This is a genomic window from Mesorhizobium sp. WSM4813 (assembly GCF_055811555.1).
Genome location: NZ_JBVVQU010000044.1, coordinates 18,966 through 38,891, shown reverse-complemented (window position 1 = coordinate 38,891; position 19,926 = coordinate 18,966). Strand labels below are relative to the sequence as shown.

Here is a 19,926-nt window from a genome sequence, read left to right as displayed (position 1 = left end):
CTTATGGAACCCAGCCTAGCCCGCTATATCTGGACGCACACCAAGAAGCAGCAGCTCTGGATATTGATGATCGTCATGCTTTCGATGATCCCGTATTTCATGTCCTTCGACCTGCCGAAGCTGATCGTCAACGGCCCGATCCAAGGTAGCGGCTTCGAGCAACCGGGCGCGACCCAGCCATTCATGAGGCTACACTACAACCTGCCGTTCATCGGAGAGGTCCAGTTCTTCTCCGGTTTTCAGCTCGACCGCAAGGAGACGCTATTTGCCCTGAGCATTGTCTTCCTCTTGCTAGTCGTCATCAACGGCCTGTTCAAACTCTACATCAACACCTACAAGGGCCGCCTCGGCGAACGCATGCTGCGGCGTATCCGCTTTGATCTTCTCGATCGTGTGCTGCGGTTTCCGCCGGGTTACTTCAAGCGGGTGAAATCCGCCGAAGTGGCGACCATGGTGAAGGACGAGGTGGAGCCGCTGGGCGGCTTCATCGGCGATGCCTTCGTGCAGCCGGTGCTGCTCGGCGGCCAGGCGCTGACGGCCATGCTGTTCATCATGATCCAGAACTTCTGGCTCGGAATGATAGCCGCCGTGATCGTGGCGTTCCAGATCGTGCTCATCCCGCGAATGCGGCGGCGGCTGATCGTGCTCGGGCGCCAACGGCAGTTGACGGCACGCGCGCTTTCGGGCCGGATTGGCGAAATCGTCGACGGCATCGGCGCGGTTCACGTCCACGATACATCAAACTACGAGCGGGCCGACATAGCTGCCCGGCTCGGGCTCATCTTCAAGATCCGCTTCGATCTTTACCAATGGAAATTCATGGTGAAGTTCCTCAACAATTTTCTCGCGCAGATCACGCCTTTTCTGTTCTACATGATCGGCGGGTACCTGGTTATCCAGGGGCGGCTGGACGTCGGCCAGCTCGTGGCCGTGATCAGCGCCTACAAGGAACTGCCCGGACCGATGAAGGAACTGATCGACTGGGATCAGGCGCGGCAGGATGTCCAGGTCAAATATCAGCAGGTCGTTGAACAGTTTACCGTCGAGAATCTCATTGCGCCGAGAATCGGGGCATTGACGATCGACGCTCCCGAGCCGATGACCAAACCCCTGTCCGCGATCGGTCTGTCCATAGCAGACGATGGCGGTGCAATGCTCCTCGACCGTATCTCCCTCAAGGTCAAGCCGGGTGAGACGGTGGCGCTGGTCAGTACCGCAACAGGTGGAGCCGAGGCGCTTGCAGAAGCCTTCGCGCGGCTGAACTGGCCGGATAGCGGAAGGGTCGTTTCGGGCGCCGACGACCTGCTTGAACTCCCCGAAGCAGTGACCGGCCGGCGCATGTCCTATGCCTCATCGGATGTTTTCCTGTTCCAGGCAAGCCTCCGCGATAACCTGCTCTACGGGTTGAAGCATGCGCCGCTGACATCGGTGACTTATGACGGTGCCGCGGCAGACCAGCACCGCTGGAACATCAACGAGGCGCGCCGGTCGGGCAATCCGGAGCTTGATATCCACAGCGACTGGATCGACTATGCTGCCGCCGGCGCTACCGGCCCGCACGACCTTTTTGAAGCCGTGCGCCGAGTGCTCGACGCGGTTGTTCTGTCGCGCGACATCCTGGATCTCGGCTTGCGCTCTTCGGCCGACCTCACGCGCCATACGGAGCTTGCCAGGCGGATCGTCGAACTGCGTGCGGCGCTGCGAACCCGGCTCGAACGCGAAGGGCTGAGCGGACTGGTGGTTCCTTTCGAACCGGGCGCCTACAACAAGGAAGCAACAATCGGCCAAAACCTGCTCTTCGGCGCTGCCGCCGGCCCCGAACTGGCCGACAGGGCTCTAGCGGCCAATCCCTATTTTGCTTCTGTGCTGAGGCAAGCCGGCCTCGACCGCACGCTCTACGAAATGGGCATGGAGATCGCCGAACAGGCGATCGAGCTATTTGCCGACCTGCCGCCCGATCACCAGTTCTTCCAGCAGCTCGCCTTCATGAGCGCCGAGGAGATCCCCACCTACGAAACCTTGCTGCAACGGCTCAAGAACCGGGCCTACGAGGCGGTTTCGGAGAGCGACCGCGCCATGATCGTCTCCTTGAGCTTTGCCTATATCGAGCCCCGGCACCGTTTCGGACTGCTGAGCGACGAACTGATGAGCAAGATCGTCGCTGCACGCAGCCGGTTCTATGAAAACCTGCCGCCCGAGCTGCAAAATGCGATCGAACGGTACGATCCTGCCAAATACATTGCCGCGGCCACCGTCATGGATAATGTCCTGTTCGGGCGTGTGGGCAACAACCATCCCGACGCGCCGGACCGCATACGGACCATCGTCTATGACATTCTTGACGAACTGGGGCTTTATGCCGAACTTCTGGATGTCGGCCTGGACTTCAACGTCGGAGCCGGCGGCAGGCGGCTGACCGGTGGACAGCGACAGAAGCTCGATGTTGCCCGAGCCCTGCTCAAGCGTCCCGATTTTCTCATTCTCAACCGGCCGCTGTCGGCGCTCGACCAGCGCATGCAGGATAAGGTGCTGCGAAACGTGCTCGAGGAAGCCAGGCGCGACGGCCATTCGCCGGCAATTGTGTGGGTCCTGACGAATCCGGCAATGGCGATGATGTTCGATCGCGTTATCGTCTTCGACTCGGGTCAATTGGTGGAAGACGGAACACACGAGACACTTTTGGCAGGGAACGGTATCTTCAAGGAACTGCTGTCATAGAGCAACGAACATTCAGATGGGATCATTCTGCCGGTGGGAATTTGCTGCAAGGTCAAGGGATTCGGCGAAGGGCGTAGCGGCCGCAAATTCACCCGGCTCTTCGGGTTTCCGGCTGGCGGACGCCATTTTGTCAGGCGGCATCGCCCGATCGCTTGACATCGGGCTCGCCACCTTTCGCGTGGTTCGTCTCGCCACCGGAAACAGAATTCCATCTGGGCGGCCGTTGCTCTAGTCTGGCAAAGGCGAAGTTGAAAGGTTTGCGACAATGCTGCTCAAGGACGAAGTTGGAATGCTGCAACGCGTTCCCTTGTTCTCTGCCATCGAGCCGACAAAGCTCAAGCTGCTTGCGTTCACATCCGATCGCGTGAGCTACAGCGCCGGCCAGATCCTTTTCCGGCAGGGCGACGAGGGAGACGCCGCCTATGTCATCCTTTCAGGCAGGGCGGATATTCTGGTCGATTCCGACCGCGGACCGATAAAAGTTGCCGAACTGGAGCCAAATTCGATTGTTGGCGAGATTGCCATATTGTGCAACAGCTCCCGCACTGCCACCGTCAGAGCGGCAAGTCAGCTGGAAGCCTTGAGAATCCGCAAGGATCATTTCCTGAGGCTTATGAGGGAGTTCCCGGAAATGACCATCGAAATATTGCGGGTTCTTGCCGATCGCCTAAGCCATACGACCGCGGATCTGATCGACGCACGAAGCGCCAAATAACGAATGACGTGCGCTCGATCCTCGCCGTCGTGATGGCACTGTCCTCTTGCTGAGAAGGTCACCCGGAGAAAACCTGTCTCGCCTGTTTGTTTTGACGCAATTCCGGACGGAAAACCGTTTCACACTTTTCCTGGAATTGCTCTAGCAGCAGTTGTTTGGCTACTATGGGCGGCGGGGACTGCGAAGGGGTAGCATGGACGACGACGTTTTCCTGGTCAGGTTTTGGGGCGTTCGCGGCAGCATTTCGGTATCGGGGCCAGAATTCTCTCGCTATGGCGGCAACACAATCTGCATTGAGATGCGATGCGGTAAGCATACGCTTCTATTCGATGCAGGCTCTGGCCTACGGCCTGCCGGCGGGGCGCTTCAGGCGTTGGGCGTGACCGATTTCGACCTGCTTTTCACCCATTGCCATTACGATCACATCATCGGGTTGCCGTCTTTTGCGCCGATTTATGACCGAAGCGTCAAGGTTACGCTTTGGTCCGGGCATCTTGCAGGACACATGACGACCCGGCAGATGGTCGATGAGTTCATGCGGCCGCCGTGGTTTCCGATGAAACTGGAGTTCTGCAAGGCAAGGCTCGACTATCGCGATTTCGTATCCGGAGACGTGCTTCGGCCGCGCGAAGGGGTGGTCGTCCGAACCGGCAGTCTTATCCATCCGGGCGGCTGCATAGGCTACCGGGTCGAATGGGGCGGCCGCGTCGTGGCGGTGATCACAGACACTGAGCACGAGCCGGACAAACTCGATCAGGCGGTGCTCGGCCTGATCGAAGATGCCGACCTCGTCATTTACGATTGCACCTACACCGAGGAGGAAATGGAACACCGCCGCGGTTACGGGCACTCGACATGGCAACAGGGCGTCAAGCTCTGTGAGGCGGCCGGTGCGCGGGGGCTTGCGCTGTTTCACCACGATCCGACACGCACCGACGCGGAACTGGACGAGATCGAGAAACTGGCCAAAGACAGGTTTACCGGCGCTTTTGCCGCGCGGGATGGCCAGACGCTCAAATTTCCAGTCTCATTGCGCAAAAAGCGCTGAGCTATTTTCCTCTGCCGGCGCCGCGCCCGATCAATGTCCTGATCGAAAGCCATGCGCAGGCTTCAGTCTGTGCGGTGACTGTGAACAGCCGTTCGAGGAAAAGCCAGGCCGATTCATCATGCACGAGATGGTGGGTGAGCAGGCCGACCGGTTCGCCGCCGTCGAATGCATGCTGCAATTGCGCGATGATAGCCTGAACCAATAGGCCGTGATCGCGGCAGCCGCGCGTGCCATGCCAATCCATGATGTCGACATTGCTGTTGATGACCGCCAGTGGAGCCGGCTTCGGCGGCCCATAGGCCGACAATGCCGCAAATCCTATCGATCCAAGGTCGGATACCAAGCCGGCGTCGATCCTGTTCCAGGGGGGCACCAGCATCGGAACGGCACGTGCGCCGTGCAGTCCGGTTACGTGCGACAGCCCGTGAGCCAGATCATCGAGTACCGCCTTGCGCGGCCGATGCGCGCCGAGCTCCTGCTTTTTCTGGCCCTCGGGCGCATGATTTCGGTGCGCCCAGCCATGGATGGCGACCGTGGCATGCGGCGCCTCGTCAAGCCGGGCGACAAGCTTCTCATCAGTCAGGGCCGGAATGACGGCCAGAGTGACCGGAACCGCGAATTCACCGGTGAGGTCGAGGAGCCGATCAAGCGCAGGCGTCGGATCCACGGCGTCATCGTCACGCAGCCAGAACTCTGCCTTACGGTCCGCCCGTTGCCGGCACGCCAGTTCTTCCACCAATGGCTGCCAGATCTGATCGGATGTCATGAAACCGGGATCTTCGCAAGAAGTTCGGCCAGACGCGCCGCTGCAACACCGAGGGAGCGTTCTTCGAGGATGAAACGTCTGGCTTCCGCGGCCATGATGGTTCTTTCGTCGTTACGGGCCAGAAGCCTTTCAATGGCAGAAGCGAACGCCGCCACATCGCCCGGCGGGGTGAGAAACCCGGTCTGGCCATCCCGCACGACCTCCGGCACGCCGGCGATGTCCTGAGCCACCACCGGAAGGCCGGCGGCCTGTGCTTCAAGATAGGCAACGCCATAGGCCTCGCCGTAACCCGGCCAGACGTAAATTCCCCCACTGTAGAGGACATCCGGCACGGCGGCCGGCTCAATCGCACCAAGCCATTCGATACGGTCGGCGGGCAAGCCGGCGAATTGCGCTTTGACCTCGTCACGGGCAGGCCCATCCCCGACGACCGACATGGTCCAGGACAGGTGGCCGATCGGACCGAGCGCCTGCGCCAGCATGCGATAGCTTTCGACTTTGTCGCCCGGGCGCATCATGGCTACGGTAACGAGGCGCGTCGGACAACCCCGTGCCGGCATTTCCCGGAATGCCGATGCGTCGATGAAGGGCGAAAGCATACCGAGAGCGGCGTCGGGAATGGCATCCGTCAGTCCCTGACGATCCCTTTGCGTGAAGCAGATGTTCAGCGCTGCCTGTTCGACGGCTCGCGCCACCAACGCTTGTGTATCAGCCCACAAACCGGCGTTGCGCCGCCTCGAATAGGAGGCTTCCGCTGTCACATAGGGGATAGCAAAGGCCGACGCCAGCTCGGGTCCGATCAGGTCGGGCGCCTTGTAATAGAGATGATAGGAGAACCAGAGATCGGGCTTGCCGTCACGATCCCAAAGCTTTGTCAGCCGCGCGGCTTGCTCTCGGGCATCGAGCTTGAGCGCATCAAAACTTTTCGACTCCGGTTCGCGTAGATACAAGCGCAATTCGGATGCTAGTTCGACGCTATGCCCTCCATGCTCCAGCGCCTTGACCAGCATCCGTGCCATCTGGCGGTCGCCGGAGGCAACGGGATGATTGGGCGACTTCAGCGGCGCGTAGAAGGCAATTCGCATCGCCGGACCCTATCATCGGAAAGCCTGCGCAAGTCAATTTCGAAGCATGATCGACTTCCCCCTCAAGCAGTGGAATGTGCTATCTGATGCTCATGGAAACAGCTGCCGCGTCCGATCCGTTTGTCGCTTCTTTGCCGGTCTTCGCAAAGTTCGAAAGCGTTACCGATATCGATAACTATCGGCCTCTGCCGGATGGCTGGGCGCTGGCCACCGCCGACATCGTCGGCTCGACAAAGGCGATCGAGGCTGGGCGCTATAAAACCGTCAATATGGCCGGCGCCAGCGTCATTTCGGCGCTGCTCAATGCGCTGGGTCGGCGAGATCTTCCTTTTGTCTTCGGCGGCGACGGCGCGCTCGTGGCGTTTCCCGGCTCGGCGCTGGAGATCACCCGCAACGCGCTGGCGGCCGTCCAGAAATGGGTGGCGGACGAAATGGGCCTGACCTTGCGTGCCGCAATCGTGCCGATAAAGGATATAAGAGCGCAAGGCCTCGACGTTCGCGTGGCGAGGTTCCGGGCCTCCGAAGCGGTCTTCTATGCCATGTTCGCCGGCGGTGGCGGCAGTTGGGCGGAAGCCGAGATGAAAGCGGGGCGTTACCGCATCGATCCTGCGCCAGCCGGCGCGCGGCCGGATCTGACCGGCCTCTCCTGCCGCTGGAACCCGATCGAAGCCCGGCATGGCGAAATCGTCTCGATCATAGCTATACCGGGGGCGTCGCGCGACTTGCGCGGTTTTCAGTTTCTGGCTTCCGACATTATCGCCCTTGCCGGCGGGCAGGAACGCGATGGCCACCCGGTGCCGGTGAACGGGCCGGGCTACAGTTTTCCGCCCGCCGGCCTCGATATCGAGGCGCGGGCCATGGCGCCGGCAGGATGGCGATGGCTGTCGAAGCTGTGGATATTGTTTCTGATGACGCTTACGGCTGTCACCGATAGATATGGCTGGACGATCGGCAGTTTCGATCCGAAGGTCTACAAACGCGACGTGGCCAGCAATTCGGATTTCCGGAAGTTCGACGACGGCTTGAAGATGACCATCGACGTTGACGCGGATGTGTTGCAACGGATCGAGAACCGGCTGAAACAGGCGGAAGAGGCGGGCATCTGCAACTATGGCCTGCACCGCCAGAAATCGGCCTTGATGACATGCCTCGTCGCCTCGCCGCTGCAGCGCGATCACGTTCATTTCATTGACGGCGCCGCCGGCGGCTATGCGATGGCCGCCGCAAGCCTGAAGGCGAAGGTGCCGGTCTGACGACGCCTTGCGGAAATCGATTTTCCGCAATATGCCTCTGGGTTCTTGGCGAACCAGGTGAGCCTCGCTATGGGAGGACGGCCTGTCCGAATTGACGGAAAGCAGATTTTTGGACGCCTCACGATCGGCACATGACCGTCTTCTGAACCGGATTTCGACGCGCGCCGCGCAAGTCGGCGTGATCGGACTGGGCTATGTCGGGTTGCCGCTGGCGGTTGCGATCGCACGCGCCGGCTTCCCGGTTTCCGGCTTCGACATCGAAGCCCAGAAGGTCGAGAGCCTGAACAACGGCCAATCCTACATTGAGGCGGTGACGCCGACAGTTCTTGCCGGCCAGGTGGCGAGCGGACGTTTCCGCGCCACCGCGGATTTTGCCGAACTGGCCGTCTGCGATGTCATCATCATCTGCGTTCCGACACCGCTGACGAAAAACCGCGAGCCGGACCTCTCCTTTGTCAGGAACACGGCAGGCACCATCGCGAAGCATCTGCGTCTCGGCCAGCTGATCGTGCTGGAATCGACCACCTATCCCGGCACCACCGACGACGTGCTCAAGCCCATACTGGAAGAAACCGGCTTGCAGTCGAAGATAGACTTCTTCCTCGGCTTTTCGCCCGAACGCGAGGATCCCGGCAACCGCAGCTTTGAAGTCGCGACGATCCCCAAGGTCGTGGCAGGCGACGGCACTGAAGCGGCGACGCTCGTGCAGGCTTTCTACCAGGGCGTGGTCAAGACCGTCGTTCCGGTTTCCACCACGGCGACGGCCGAGGCGGTCAAGCTGACGGAAAACATCTTCCGCTCGGTCAACATAGCGCTGGTCAACGAGTTGAAGGTCGTGCTCGGTGCGATGGGCATCGACATCTGGGAGGTGATCGAGGCGGCAAAGAGCAAGCCCTTCGGCTACATGCCTTTCTATCCTGGCCCCGGACTTGGCGGGCACTGTGTTCCGATCGATCCCTTCTACCTGACGTGGAAGGCGCGCGAATACGAACTGCCCACCCGCTTCATCGAGCTGGCGGCAGAGATCAACACCGCCATGCCGCGTCATGTGGTCGATGAACTGGCGAAGGCGCTGGATCGGCGCTGCGGCAAAGCGCTCAGCCGCTCGCGCATTCTCATCATCGGGCTCGCCTATAAGAAGAATGTGCCCGACATCCGCGAAAGCCCCTCATTGCGGCTCATTGAACTCATCGAGGAATGGGGCGGCAAGGCGGAATTCCACGATCCGCATGTTACCGAGATTCCGACCACACGGGAGCATATGGCGATCAAGGGGCGCCGCTCGGTCGAATTGACCGAGGCGGCCCTGAAGGATTTCGATGCTGTCGTCGTTGCAACCGACCACGACGCGATCGACTATCAGGCGATCGCTGATCACGCTCTTCTGATCGTCGACACACGCAATGTTTTTGGCCGCCTCGGGCTAGCCCGAGAGACGGTGGTGAAAGCCTGACGGCGTCTGAGCCGGCGAATTTTTGCCTGATGTCAGGATCATGATTGCACTCCGCCGGCAGCCTCGCCACATAATGCCTCTTCGCCGGCTTTTGCCGCCGAAGGGCATTATTGACTTCGAGGGTCTTATCTTTGGGTCGTTAGAAAGGAGAATGGCTCGTTTTCGACGGGTCTCAAGATAGCATGAGCACAGCGCAAGCAGAAATTTCCACCATTCTCATGGATAAGGTTGCCGATTGGCTGACCCAATCGGCACTGGCGGGCGACGCCTTGGAAACATTGGTAAACGGCTTTTGTGAACGGCTGGCTGCTGCCGGCCTGCCGCTGAAGCGGGTGCATTTGAGCTTTTCGATGCTTCATCCGCTTTATGACGCGCTTGGCTTCACCTGGCTTCGCGGCCAGGGCATGGAAGTGGAAGGCTTCCGCAAAAAGGACGGCGTTCATTCTGACAGATTCCTGACCAGCCCATATTACCATCTGCTCAGCAACAAGCTCGACCATCTGCGGCGCCGGCTCGACCAGTCGGTGCCGTCAGAATTTCCTATTTTCGATGAACTCAGGCTTATGGGCGTGACCGATTACATGGCTTTCGTGCATCCCTTCAACGGCAATACCAGTCAGGGCATGATCGGGTCCTGGTCCACCGACAGCGCTTCAGGCTTCAGCGAGAGCATGATTTCAGCGCTGCTGCGCATCCAGAACCATCTCGCTATCGCAACCAAGATGGCGGTGCTCACCAAGCTGGCCGACAACATGATGACCACTTATCTCGGCGGCGACGCCGGCAGGCGCGTGCTGGACGGCCAGATCAAGCGCGGCGAGGGCGATACAATCCGGGCCGCACTGGTCATGGCGGATATGCGCGGGTCGACAAGGCTTGCCGAAACTTCCGGCCGCGAAATCTACATCGATACGCTGAACCAGTTTTTCGATGCCATTGCTGCACCTTTCAATCGCGGAGGCGGGCAGATCATGAGTTTCCTGGGGGATGGCTTCATTGCCGTCTACCCTTGCGAAAGGCACCGCTCGCAGTCCGAGATCGCCTGCCAGGCTGCTCTTGCGGCAGCGCACAAAGCCACGGCGCGCATGATGGATCTCAATCTGCGCAGAAAGGAGCAGGGGTTGGGCGACATAAACTTTGGTATCGGCCTGCATGTCGGCAATGTGATGTTCGGCAATGTCGGGCTTACAGACCGGCTCACATTCTCTGTCTTCGGCTCGGCTGTAAACGAGGTCCAGCGCCTCCAGACCCTGACCAAGAAATATCCGCACAGCGTTCTCGCCAGCAAAGACTTCGCCAGCTATTGCGGCGCCAACAGCTGGCTGACGCTCGGCAACGAGGAACTGGCGGGCATTAAGCAGAAGCTGACGGTGCTTTCACCCGATCTGTCGGGTGCTCTCGCACTCGATGAGGACGGTGCGCTGGAGCCGATTTACGACCGAATATCGGACGCCGAACAGGTCATGCTGCTTCATCGCGATGCCGCGCGGCTGTCGGCGGGCGACCCGAGAAAGCTCCAGTAACCGCCACGATCTGATCCGAACGCCATTGGTATGCAGTCCGGTCGCCGGTTCCGCCAGGGAACTGGCGACCGACTCGAATCCAAGTTGCTCTAGGCTGGCAATGCGCTAGTCTCGCTTTCTGGGTCTGCCGCCCGGCAGGCTGCCAGAGTGGGGCTGGTGTGAGAATGAATTCGGGTGTTGATCTGCTGCGGATCGAGGATGTTGGCATCTCTTTTGCCATTATTGGGGGGCCGTTGCATGCCGTCAGGCGTGCAAATCTTCGCGTCCTGCCCGGCAAGGTTACCGCGCTTGTGGGCGAGTCCGGTTCCGGAAAATCGGTTATAAGCCAGGCAGTGATGGGTATTTTGCCGAACACAGCCCATGTTCGCGGCCGTATCCTGTTTTCCGATCCTGAAAAGCCCGGCACGACGCAGGATATCCTGCAGATGCCGCGTGACGGACCCGATATCCGGGCGTTGAGAGGCAGCCGCATCGGCAAGATCTTTCAGGAGCCGATGACATCGCTGTCGCCGCTGCACACGATCGGCAACCAGGTCAGCGAATCCCTGCAGATTCATACCCCCATGGCTCGGGCGGAGCGCAAGGCGCGGACCGTGGAAATGCTCGGCCTTGTCGGCTTTCCCAATCCCAAGCGCGCCTATGACATGTATCCCTTTGAACTTTCGGGAGGATTGCGTCAACGCGCCATGATCGCGATGGCGCTTATCTGCCGGCCCGCCTTGTTGATCGCCGACGAGCCGACGACGGCGCTGGACGTCACCATCCAGGCGCAAATTCTGCAATTGCTGCGCGAGCTTCAGACCAAGCTGAACATGGCGATGCTACTGATCACGCACGACCTCGGCGTGGTCGCCAATGTCGCCGACGAGGTGGTGGTCATCTACCATGGCGAGATCATGGAAGCGGGACCTGTCGAGGCGATATTCCGCCGGCCAGGTCATCCTTACCTGAAGGGCCTGATGGCAGCCGTTCCGCATTTCGATCTGAAGCCTGGCGAAAGGCTAAAAGCGCTCCGCGAGGTGCCGGTGAATGTCGGGAACCTGCTCGGCAAGCAGACGGCGCCGGCGTCGAAGGGGCCGGACGACATCCTGCTGTCGGTCAGGGATCTGAAAAAGACCTTCACCACCCGCAAGTCCGGATGGTTCAGCGGGGCTCATCAGACCTCTGTTCGCGCCGTGGACAGCGTGAGCTTCGATATCAGGCGGGGTGAGTGCCTGGGTCTGGTCGGCGAAAGCGGTTCCGGTAAAACCACCGTCAGCAAGATCCTCATGCGGGCTGTCACCCCTAGCGGCGGCTCTGTGATTTTCAATGGCCGCGATGGACCGATCGACGTCTTGGAAGCTGAGAGAGACGCCCTGCGCATGCTGCGCGCGAAAATCCAGATGGTCTTCCAGGATCCGGTTTCGTCGCTTTCACCTCGCATGACGGTGGAGAACATCTTGAGCGAGCCGCTGGAAATCCATCAACGCGGCAATGTCGCGTCCCGACTCGCCACGGTCAAGAGCCTGATGCAGGCAATCGGGCTCGATCCGCGCTTCATCAAGCGTTATCCGCACAGTTTCTCCGGCGGGCAGCGTCAGCGTATCGGCATCGCGCGCGCGTTGGCGCTAGGGCCTGAACTCCTGATCTGCGACGAGCCGGTTTCGGCGCTCGATGTCTCTGTCCAGGCGCAGATCCTGAACCTTCTGAAGGACCTGCAGAAGGAACTGGGCCTGACCTACCTGTTCATATCCCACAACCTGGCGGTGGTGGATTACATGGCAGACCGCATCGCGGTGATGTGCGGCGGGCGTATCGTCGAGCTTGCGCCGCGCGAAATCCTGCTTAGGAAACCGGTCCACCCCTACACCCGCTCACTGGTTGCCGCTGTACCTTTCCCCGATCTCGACAGGCCGATGGATTTCAAGACGCTGCAACTCAGCGGTGCTTCCGACACCAGCGCATGGGGACCGCAATTCCGCGACGAGGGCGACGAGGATATGCTGTCGCCGCTCGATCTTGGCGGCGGCCATCTCGTGCTGGCCCGACGTTCGGCCGATGTCAGCGAGCTACGCCATTGATCGGCCGGCGCACCGTCCTTGGCCTGATGGCTTCGGTATTTCTGCCGGGCACGTTGCGCGCCGGCGATCTGGAGCCGGAATTTCTTCAGCCGCGGCTGAAGGCCAAGGCGCTGCCGGCACTCGCCGAACGCCTGCCCAAGAGCCCGCGCGTGTTGAACCTCGCCGCGATGGGGCGGCAGCCCGGCCAGTATGGCGGGACGCTGCGCACGATCATCGGCAGCCAGAAAGATATCCGGATGATGACGATCTACGGGTATGCTCGCCTGGTCGGCTATGACGAAAAGCTTAAGTTGCAACCCGACATTCTCGAAAGTTTCGACGTAGCGGATGATCGCGTCTTCACTTTCAAGATTCGGGAAGGGCATAAATGGTCTGACGGTAGCCTGCTGACGCCGGAGGATTTTCGCTATTGCTGGGAAGATGTCTGGCTGAACGATGAGCTTTCGCAAGGCGGGCTTGCCCCGGCCCTGCTGGCGGGCGGCAAGCCGCCACGCTTCGAGATCGTCGATCCGTGGACGGTCCGCTATAGTTGGGATGCGCCCAATCCCGACTTCCTGCCCAAGCTTGCTGCTGCCTCGCCGCTGCCGCTTGTTCTGCCGGCCGCCTATCTCAAGCAGTTCCACAAGAAATACCAGGATCCATTCCGGCTCGCCGGCCTAATGAAGGAGAACCGGGCCAAGAAATGGACGCTCCTGCACATCCGCATGTCGCGGCAGTATCGCCCGGAGAATCCGGAACTGCCGACGCTCGATCCCTGGCAGAACCGGACCAAGCCGCCGGCCGAGCAATTCGTCTTCGAGCGCAACCCGTTCTTTCATCGAATAGACGAGAATGGCCGGCAACTGCCCTATGTCGACCGGATCCTCCTGAATGTCAGCTCGTCGGCGATCATCTCCGCCAAGACCGGTGCGGGCGAGAGCGACCTGCAAAGCATGGGAATTGACTTCAGCGATTACGCCTTCCTGAAGGACGCGGAGAAGCGCTACCCGGTGAAGATGCATCTCTGGAAACGCACACAGGGCTCGCGGCTGGCGCTGCTGCCCAATCTGAATTGTGCCGACCAGACGTGGCGTGGCCTTTTGCGTGACGTGCGCGTGCGCCGCGCACTTTCGCTCGCTGTGGACAGGCGCGAGATCAATATGGCCGTGTTCTACGGATTGGCGCAGGAAAGTGCCGATACGGTCCTGCCGGAGAGCCCGCTATACCGGCCGGAATTCGCGAAAGCCTGGGTCGCCCATGATCCCGACCAGGCCAATGCCCTGCTCGACGAGGTCGGGCTTCAGACGCGTGACGATGACGGCCTGCGGATACTTCCCGATGGACGCCCGGCGAAGATCATAGTGGAAACGGCCGGCGAAAGCACGCTGGAAACCGACGCGCTCGAACTCATCACCGATCACTGGCGCAAGATCGGGATCGCCCTGTTCATCCGGACTTCGCAGCGCGATATCTTCCGCAGCCGCGCGCTTGGCGGCCAGATCATGATGTCGATGTGGTCGGGCATCGACAATGGCGTGCCGACCGCCGACATGAACCCATACCAGCTGGCCCCCACCGTCGACGACCAGCTGCAATGGCCGCTCTGGGGTGCTCACTACTTGTCCCATGGCAAGGTCGGTGAGGCGCCCGATCTTCCTGAAGTGGTCGAGCTGATGGCTTTGCTCAAGCGCTGGAGCGCATCGACCAAAGCCACGGAGCGCGCCGAAATCTGGAATTCGATGCTGTCGATCTACACCGATCAGGTGTTTTCGATCGGCACCGTGAACGGAACGCATCAGCCGGTCCTGGTGTCCTCGCGGCTGCGCAATCTGCCTGAAAAGGCGCTCTACGGCTACGACCCGACCGCCTATTTCGGTGTCTACATGCCGGATACATTCTGGCTTGGAGAGTCCTGAGCGTGCTTCGATATTTTGTCTGGCGCATCGCCGTGATGGTTCCAACGCTGCTGGTCATATCGGCACTGGTGTTCACGATCATCGAACTTCCACCAGGCGACTATTTCGACAGCCATGTTGCCGAGCTTCGGGCTCTGGGCGAAGCGGTGGATTCCGATCGCATCGAGATGATGCGCAAGGACTATGGTTTCGACCAGCCACCGGTCATTCGCTACTTCTACTGGGTCGGCGGGATGCTACAGGGCGACTTCGGCTACTCCTTCGAATATGAGATGCCGGTTCGCGATGTCGTCGGGGACCGAATGTGGCTGACCGTGCTGGTTTCCTTCGTCACGATCATCTTCACCTGGCTCATCGCCTTTCCGATCGGCATGTACTCCGCTACGCATCAATACAGCTGGGGCGACTACGGCCTGACTTTCTTCGGCCTTCTCGGCCTTGCCATTCCGAACTTCATGCTGGCGCTGATCCTGATGTATTTCGCCAACATCTGGTTCGGCACATCAATCGGCCATCTCATGGACCAGCAATATCTCGGCGAGCCGATGAGCTGGGCCAAGGCGAAGTCGATCCTCGCCCATCTCTGGATTCCGGTCTTGATCATCGGCACCGGGGGCACGGCAAGCATGATCCGGCGGCTGCGCGCCAATCTTCTCGATGAGCTACACAAGCAATATGTCGTGACCGCGCGCGCCAAAGGACTTCATCCGTTCAAGGCGCTGGTCAAATATCCGCTGCGAATGGCGCTCAATTTCTTCATTTCCGACATCGGCTCTATCCTGCCGGCCATCATCTCCGGCGCCGAAATCACGGCGATTGTGCTGTCTTTGGAAACGACCGGGCCGATGCTGATCAAGGCGCTGCAAAGCCAGGACATGTATCTGGCAGGGTCGTTCCTGATGTTCCTCGCCTTCCTGACGGTCATCGGTGTCTTGATTTCCGACCTGGCGCTGGCATTGCTTGATCCACGAATTCGTTTGCAGGGCGGCAGCACCAAATGAACACGCTTTCACCGCTGCCCGCTCCAGGTGCTCCACTGCAACACTACGTTTCCATCGCGCCCATTGACCTGCAGTCGGTCGAGGCGATGACGCCGGAGCAGTCGAAGGTCTTTCAGGCGTCGCAGTTGCGGCTGATGTGGTGGAAATTCCGAAAGCACCGGCTTGCCGTTGTATCCGGCATATTCCTGGCAGTGCTGTATTTCGGGATACTGGTCTGCGAGTTCCTGGCGCCCTACGATCTGCACACGCGCAACATGGACTACATCTATTCGCCGCCGCAGCGGGTGCACCTGTTCCACAACGGCCAGTTCGTCGGGCCGTTCGTCTATGGGCGCCAGATGACGCTGGATATGGACACGCTCAAGCGGAACTACATCGAGAAAAAGGATGATGTTCAGCGGATACGTTTCTTCTGCAAGGGCGACAGTTACCGGTTCTGGGGCCTGATCGAAGGTGACAGGCATTTTGTCTGCCCTGCCGAAAACGGCCAGCTCTTTTTGGCCGGCACCGACAGGCTGGGGCGCGATGTGCTCTCGCGCATCATCTATGGCGCACGCATTTCACTGACAATCGGCCTCGTCGGCATCAGTTTCAGCTTCCTGCTCGGCATCGTGATCGGCGGACTGGCCGGCTATCACGGCGGTATCTTCGACCTGATCGTTCAACGGGTAATCGAAGTTCTGCAATCGATCCCCAGCATTCCGCTATGGCTGGCTCTGGCGGCGATCATGCCGATAACCTGGAGTCCGATCCTGATCTATTTCGGCATCACCGTCATCCTCGGGCTGCTCGATTGGACCGGATTGGCGCGGGCCGTGCGTTCAAAGCTTCTAGCCTTGCGAGAGGAGGATTACGTTCTGGCCGCGCAATTGATGGGCGCCAGAAGCAGCCGCATCATCGGGCGGCATCTCATTCCCGGCTTCATGTCGCATCTGATCGCGACGGCGACGATCTCCATACCCGGCATGATCCTGGGCGAGACGGCGCTGAGCTTCCTGGGGCTCGGCCTGAGGGCGCCGATAACCAGCTGGGGCATCCTGCTCACCGAGGCGCGCAGCGTCAGCGTCATCGCGTTCTATCCATGGCTGCTTTTGCCGATGCTCCCCGTCATTCTCGTCATCTTGGCGTTCAACTTCCTTGGCGACGGCCTGCGGGACGCCGCAGACCCCTACAAGTGAGATCGCTATTTCGCCGCGCGGCCTGCCGACGACCCGTATGATGCTTGTCGGCGGCCGGTTGTGTTATTGCAAGGTTCGTCGTTCGCCTCTATATGCGGCAAGCCTCGATCGGGGCTGCTGGTTCAGGACATACAATCGCATATGAGTCGCCTCGATAATTTCATCAGCAGGATGACCGCACAGCGCGACATTCTCAATCAAATCTGCCCCGAGGTGGCGAAGATGGAGGGGCTTGTGCTCGAGCTCGGCCTCGGCAATGGCAGGACGTTCCACCATCTGCGCGAGCGCCTGCCCGGGCGCCGGATCGTGGTGTTCGACCGCGAAGTTGGCGCACACGCCAGCTCAATTCCCGACGCTGAAAACCTCGTGCTCGGCGAAATACGCGAGACGGCCCGCAAGTTCATTGGCATCGACGCGGCTCTTGTTCATGCCGACATCGGCACCGGCTATGACGATCGCGATGCAGTGACGTCTACCTGGCTTCCCGATCTGATTGCGCGCCTGCTTCGCGTCGGCGGCTTCGCGGTCAGTGGCACGCCGCTCGATCACCCGCTGCTGCAACGCCTCCCGCCGCCGACTTCGGAGCCCGCCGATCGGTATTTCCTCTGCAGGCGCGTGTAAGGGCCGGAGACGGCCCAAATCTTGAGGGGCCTAAGCCTTCTCTTCGGGGCCGAGTCTTCAGGGGATCGTATAGACTGCTATCTCCCGCTCAATGCCGCGCAGCGAGACCTCGTGGGGCACGGGCGTCAGCGCGTTCCTGTGCAACAGATCGGCGGTGAGATTGTCGTCGACCACCGCACGAGTGGCGAAGATCGCCTGCGCGTTGGCAAGGTTCTGGACCCGCGAAGCAATGTTGACCGTCTGGCCGAAATAGTCCTGTCGCTCGTTCATAGACACGGCGATGCAGGGGCCGGCATGGATTCCGATCTTGAGCAGCAGATCCTCGCGCCCGCTCTTGTCGTTGAGCGCACGCATGGCATCGCGCATCCTGAGGGCCGCCGCAATCGCACGATCAGGCGTCGCGAAGGTCGCCATCACCGCATCACCGATCGTCTTCACCACCGCGCCTGCCTCCGCCGCGACGATCTCATGCAGAATCTGGAAATGCTCGCGCACGAGATCGAAGGCTGAAAGATCGCCCACCCGCTCGTAAAGCTCGGTCGATCCGCGCAGATCGGTGAACAGGAAGGTCAGGCTGGTGATCTTCAGGCGCTGGTTGATGTCGAGTGTATCCGTGCGATAGAGATCGCGGAACGTCTGGTTGGTGAGCAGGCGCTTGGCGGTCAGGAAGGGCCGGCGTTTGCCCAGGAAATCATGCAATAGCTGGCCGGCGATGAAGACCGTCGGCAGCACGCGGGTGTCGGTCCTGTTCTCCAGCGAAATGCGCAACGGGCCGGGTTGCATCTCCAGCGTCTGGTTCTGGACATGGTCGCGGTCGAAGACCAAAGAGAGGCTTCGGCGGTCTTTTGTTGGTTCGCCCTTCCCGTCGATGAACTGCACTGAATGGGTGACCGGCTCGAAGACGATGATGAATTCAGACGGAATCTGTATGGGCAGAACCGCCTTTTCACCGGGGGCAAGCTCGATATCCTCCAGCGAGAACGCTTCTATCTTTTTTGCGAAATCCTCTTCCGGCAGATCGACGCCGGACCCCCAGTAGATCTGGCGGAAGTATTCCATCAACGGCAGTTCGTGAGGATTGTGGGCGGCAATCCTGCGCACGCGGGGACTGACGGTGAATGTCACCTCGACCATCTCGTCGAGGGTCGGCGAATAGCCCTCGGAGCACAGCGCGCAGGTGTATTCGTCCTTCTGCAGGGTTTTCAGCGTGGCGTTGGTGTCGAGCACGCCGCCACAGCCGGGGCACAGAACATTCCAGGAAATGTCGAAGATGCCCACCCGCGCCGCATGGAGAAAGGCGCTTATGGCGCGTTCCTCGTCGAGGCCATGCTTGCCGGCGAAGGCTGGCGCATTGATGCGGCAAAGATCGCGGTCCTTGCCCTCAGCGATGGTTCGCTGGATCGCGTCGATTGCCTGCGGATCGAGATCGGTCGATTGCCGCAGAAGCGAGAACAGATCCTGAGCTTCGTTCATCGTGCAGGCTCCGGAAAATGCGCCCCCGAGGCGTGTTGGCCGGACCGGTCTTTGGTCCGAGTGCTCCATCTTACTTCGAAACGGACCGTACGGCCATTCGAATGGATAAGCCTGATGACAGGTCAATTTCCATTCGGCGGATTTTCACCGGCCGCAAGCGGCACTATGATGGTCCATGGGGCATTCATCTTTGGGCACCATGCCGGCTTCCAACAACGCGCCATTTCCCGCGGCCCTGCGCCTTTTCTCTGTGGTGGGTCATCATCGTCCCGATCGTAAGCGCCGGCCGGTGCGGGCGGTATATATCTCGTCCGGAGAAGCACGCCGCGCGAGGAACTTCTGGTGCTCGGCTTGGCGCAGTTTCTGATTGGCCTGCTTGCCATCCTTGGCGTCGTCATCACCGACGCTGCGGTGCACCGGATCGACTGGACGGCAACCGGGAGATTGTGTTGGCTCGACCTTTTCGGCTGGATCGGCATCAGCGGCGTCTTCAAACTCTACGCCGCCTCCCGGTATTTTAGCTCGCAATCGGCGTCATAGGTTGCAGAGACGACTGGATTTTGAGGTGACGTCCGGTGCATCGTGCCGATTGCCTTCGCCGGGAACGCCATGACCAGCACGACCTCGCCATCCCGAGAGAAAATCCAGCCGCAGCTCCGGTCCGTCCGGCTGAGCGATGCGGAGGCGCTTTGCGCTATCTTCAACATGCCGGGCTTCCGCTGGGGCACGCTGAGGATGCCCTTCGAGATGGTGGAGCAGGTGGAGCGGCGCATCGCCAAGTCCGGCCAGGAAACCACCTGGATCGTTGCCGAGTTGGACGGCAAGGTCGTCGGCCATGGCAGCCTGGTCGTGCAGGGTTCGCCACGCCGTTCGCATATCGGCGAGATCAATATCGGCCTTGACGATGCCTTTGTCGGCAAGGGTATCGGCTCTGCCATACTCGGCGCGCTGCTTGACGTGGCCGACAACTGGCGCGCCCTGAAGCGGGTCGAATTGACCGTCTATGCCGACAACGAACCGGCCGTCCGTCTCTACACAAGCCACGGCTTCGAGGTCGAAGGCCGGCATGTGAAGGCCGGTTTTACCGACGGGCAGTACCACGACCTCCTGAGCATGGCCCGGCTGCGATTCTGAGAT

The 19,926-nt window shown here is 60.4% G+C and carries 16 protein-coding genes; 13 read left to right on the top strand and 3 right to left on the bottom strand.

From position 1 onward, the window contains the following. Window positions 1-3 precede the first annotated feature (3 nt). From AC0L25_RS23125 to AC0L25_RS23115, 3 genes are all read left to right on the top strand, one after another. Complete coding sequence (locus AC0L25_RS23125; protein ID WP_473597637.1) at window positions 4-2,718, top strand: ABC transporter transmembrane domain-containing protein; 2,715 nt, start codon at window positions 4-6, stop codon at window positions 2,716-2,718. 265 nt (window positions 2,719-2,983) lie between these two features. Further along, on the top strand, window positions 2,984-3,433 hold the full coding sequence (locus tag AC0L25_RS23120; RefSeq protein ID WP_473597636.1) for a cyclic nucleotide-binding domain-containing protein: 450 nt from the start codon (window positions 2,984-2,986) through the stop codon (window positions 3,431-3,433). A gap of 193 nt (window positions 3,434-3,626) precedes the next feature. Beyond that, the gene (locus AC0L25_RS23115; protein ID WP_473597635.1) at window positions 3,627-4,481 is read left to right on the top strand and encodes an MBL fold metallo-hydrolase; all 855 of its coding nucleotides are present in this window, start codon (window positions 3,627-3,629) and stop codon (window positions 4,479-4,481) included. 1 nt (window position 4,482) lies between these two features. On the opposite strand, the gene AC0L25_RS23110 is transcribed toward AC0L25_RS23115, so the two are convergent. Both AC0L25_RS23110 and AC0L25_RS23105 read right to left on the bottom strand, forming a co-directional pair. Next, window positions 4,483-5,247 (bottom strand): polysaccharide deacetylase family protein, encoded by a 765-nt coding sequence (locus tag AC0L25_RS23110; RefSeq protein ID WP_473597634.1) that lies wholly within the window; start codon window positions 5,245-5,247, stop codon window positions 4,483-4,485. Further along, window positions 5,244-6,332 (bottom strand): glycosyltransferase family 4 protein, encoded by a 1,089-nt coding sequence (locus AC0L25_RS23105; protein ID WP_473597633.1) that lies wholly within the window; start codon window positions 6,330-6,332, stop codon window positions 5,244-5,246. Before AC0L25_RS23105 ends, AC0L25_RS23110 begins: the two co-directional genes overlap by 4 nt. A 92-nt stretch (window positions 6,333-6,424) precedes the next feature. Between AC0L25_RS23105 and AC0L25_RS23100 the strand changes: the two genes are divergently transcribed. The 8 genes from AC0L25_RS23100 (at window position 6,425) to AC0L25_RS23065 (ending at window position 17,316) form a co-directional block, all read left to right on the top strand. Further along, window positions 6,425-7,585 carry a DUF3095 domain-containing protein gene (locus AC0L25_RS23100; RefSeq protein ID WP_473597654.1) on the top strand — a complete coding sequence of 387 codons (1,161 nt, stop codon included), beginning with the start codon at window positions 6,425-6,427 and terminating at the stop codon, window positions 7,583-7,585. A 109-nt stretch (window positions 7,586-7,694) separates the two neighbouring features. Further along, entirely contained in the window at window positions 7,695-9,038 is a 1,344-nt protein-coding gene (locus tag AC0L25_RS23095) for a nucleotide sugar dehydrogenase (RefSeq protein ID WP_473597632.1), read from the top strand. Between the two features lie 182 nt (window positions 9,039-9,220). Further along, window positions 9,221-10,561: an adenylate/guanylate cyclase domain-containing protein gene (locus tag AC0L25_RS23090; protein WP_473597631.1), complete on the top strand. Its 1,341-nt coding sequence runs from the start codon at window positions 9,221-9,223 to the stop codon at window positions 10,559-10,561. Between the two features lie 164 nt (window positions 10,562-10,725). Further along, window positions 10,726-12,621: an ABC transporter ATP-binding protein gene (locus tag AC0L25_RS23085; RefSeq protein WP_473597630.1), complete on the top strand. Its 1,896-nt coding sequence runs from the start codon at window positions 10,726-10,728 to the stop codon at window positions 12,619-12,621. Next, window positions 12,618-14,516 (top strand): ABC transporter substrate-binding protein, encoded by a 1,899-nt coding sequence (locus AC0L25_RS23080; protein WP_473597629.1) that lies wholly within the window; start codon window positions 12,618-12,620, stop codon window positions 14,514-14,516. Before AC0L25_RS23085 ends, AC0L25_RS23080 begins: the two co-directional genes overlap by 4 nt. Before the next feature lie 2 nt (window positions 14,517-14,518). Continuing rightward, window positions 14,519-15,517 carry an ABC transporter permease gene (locus AC0L25_RS23075; protein ID WP_254023574.1) on the top strand — a complete coding sequence of 333 codons (999 nt, stop codon included), beginning with the start codon at window positions 14,519-14,521 and terminating at the stop codon, window positions 15,515-15,517. Further along, complete coding sequence (locus AC0L25_RS23070; RefSeq protein WP_473597628.1) at window positions 15,514-16,695, top strand: ABC transporter permease; 1,182 nt, start codon at window positions 15,514-15,516, stop codon at window positions 16,693-16,695. The genes AC0L25_RS23075 and AC0L25_RS23070 overlap by 4 nt, the downstream gene beginning before the upstream one ends. A 141-nt stretch (window positions 16,696-16,836) precedes the next feature. After that, on the top strand, window positions 16,837-17,316 hold the full coding sequence (locus AC0L25_RS23065; RefSeq protein WP_006326864.1) for a class I SAM-dependent methyltransferase: 480 nt from the start codon (window positions 16,837-16,839) through the stop codon (window positions 17,314-17,316). Window positions 17,317-17,373: 57 nt separating this feature from the next. Here the strand turns inward: AC0L25_RS23065 and AC0L25_RS23060 are convergent, their stop codons facing one another. Beyond that, a complete protein-coding gene (locus AC0L25_RS23060) occupies window positions 17,374-18,789 on the bottom strand; it encodes a DUF5939 domain-containing protein (RefSeq protein WP_473597627.1) in 1,416 nt (471 codons plus the stop codon). A 342-nt stretch (window positions 18,790-19,131) separates the two neighbouring features. Here AC0L25_RS23060 and AC0L25_RS23055 point away from each other — a divergent pair, with 342 nt between their 5' ends. Further along, window positions 19,132-19,329: a hypothetical protein gene (locus AC0L25_RS23055; RefSeq protein WP_473597626.1), complete on the top strand. Its 198-nt coding sequence runs from the start codon at window positions 19,132-19,134 to the stop codon at window positions 19,327-19,329. 69 nt (window positions 19,330-19,398) lie between these two features. After that, the gene (locus AC0L25_RS23050; RefSeq protein ID WP_473597625.1) at window positions 19,399-19,923 is read left to right on the top strand and encodes a GNAT family N-acetyltransferase; all 525 of its coding nucleotides are present in this window, start codon (window positions 19,399-19,401) and stop codon (window positions 19,921-19,923) included. Window positions 19,924-19,926: the final 3 nt, after the last annotated feature.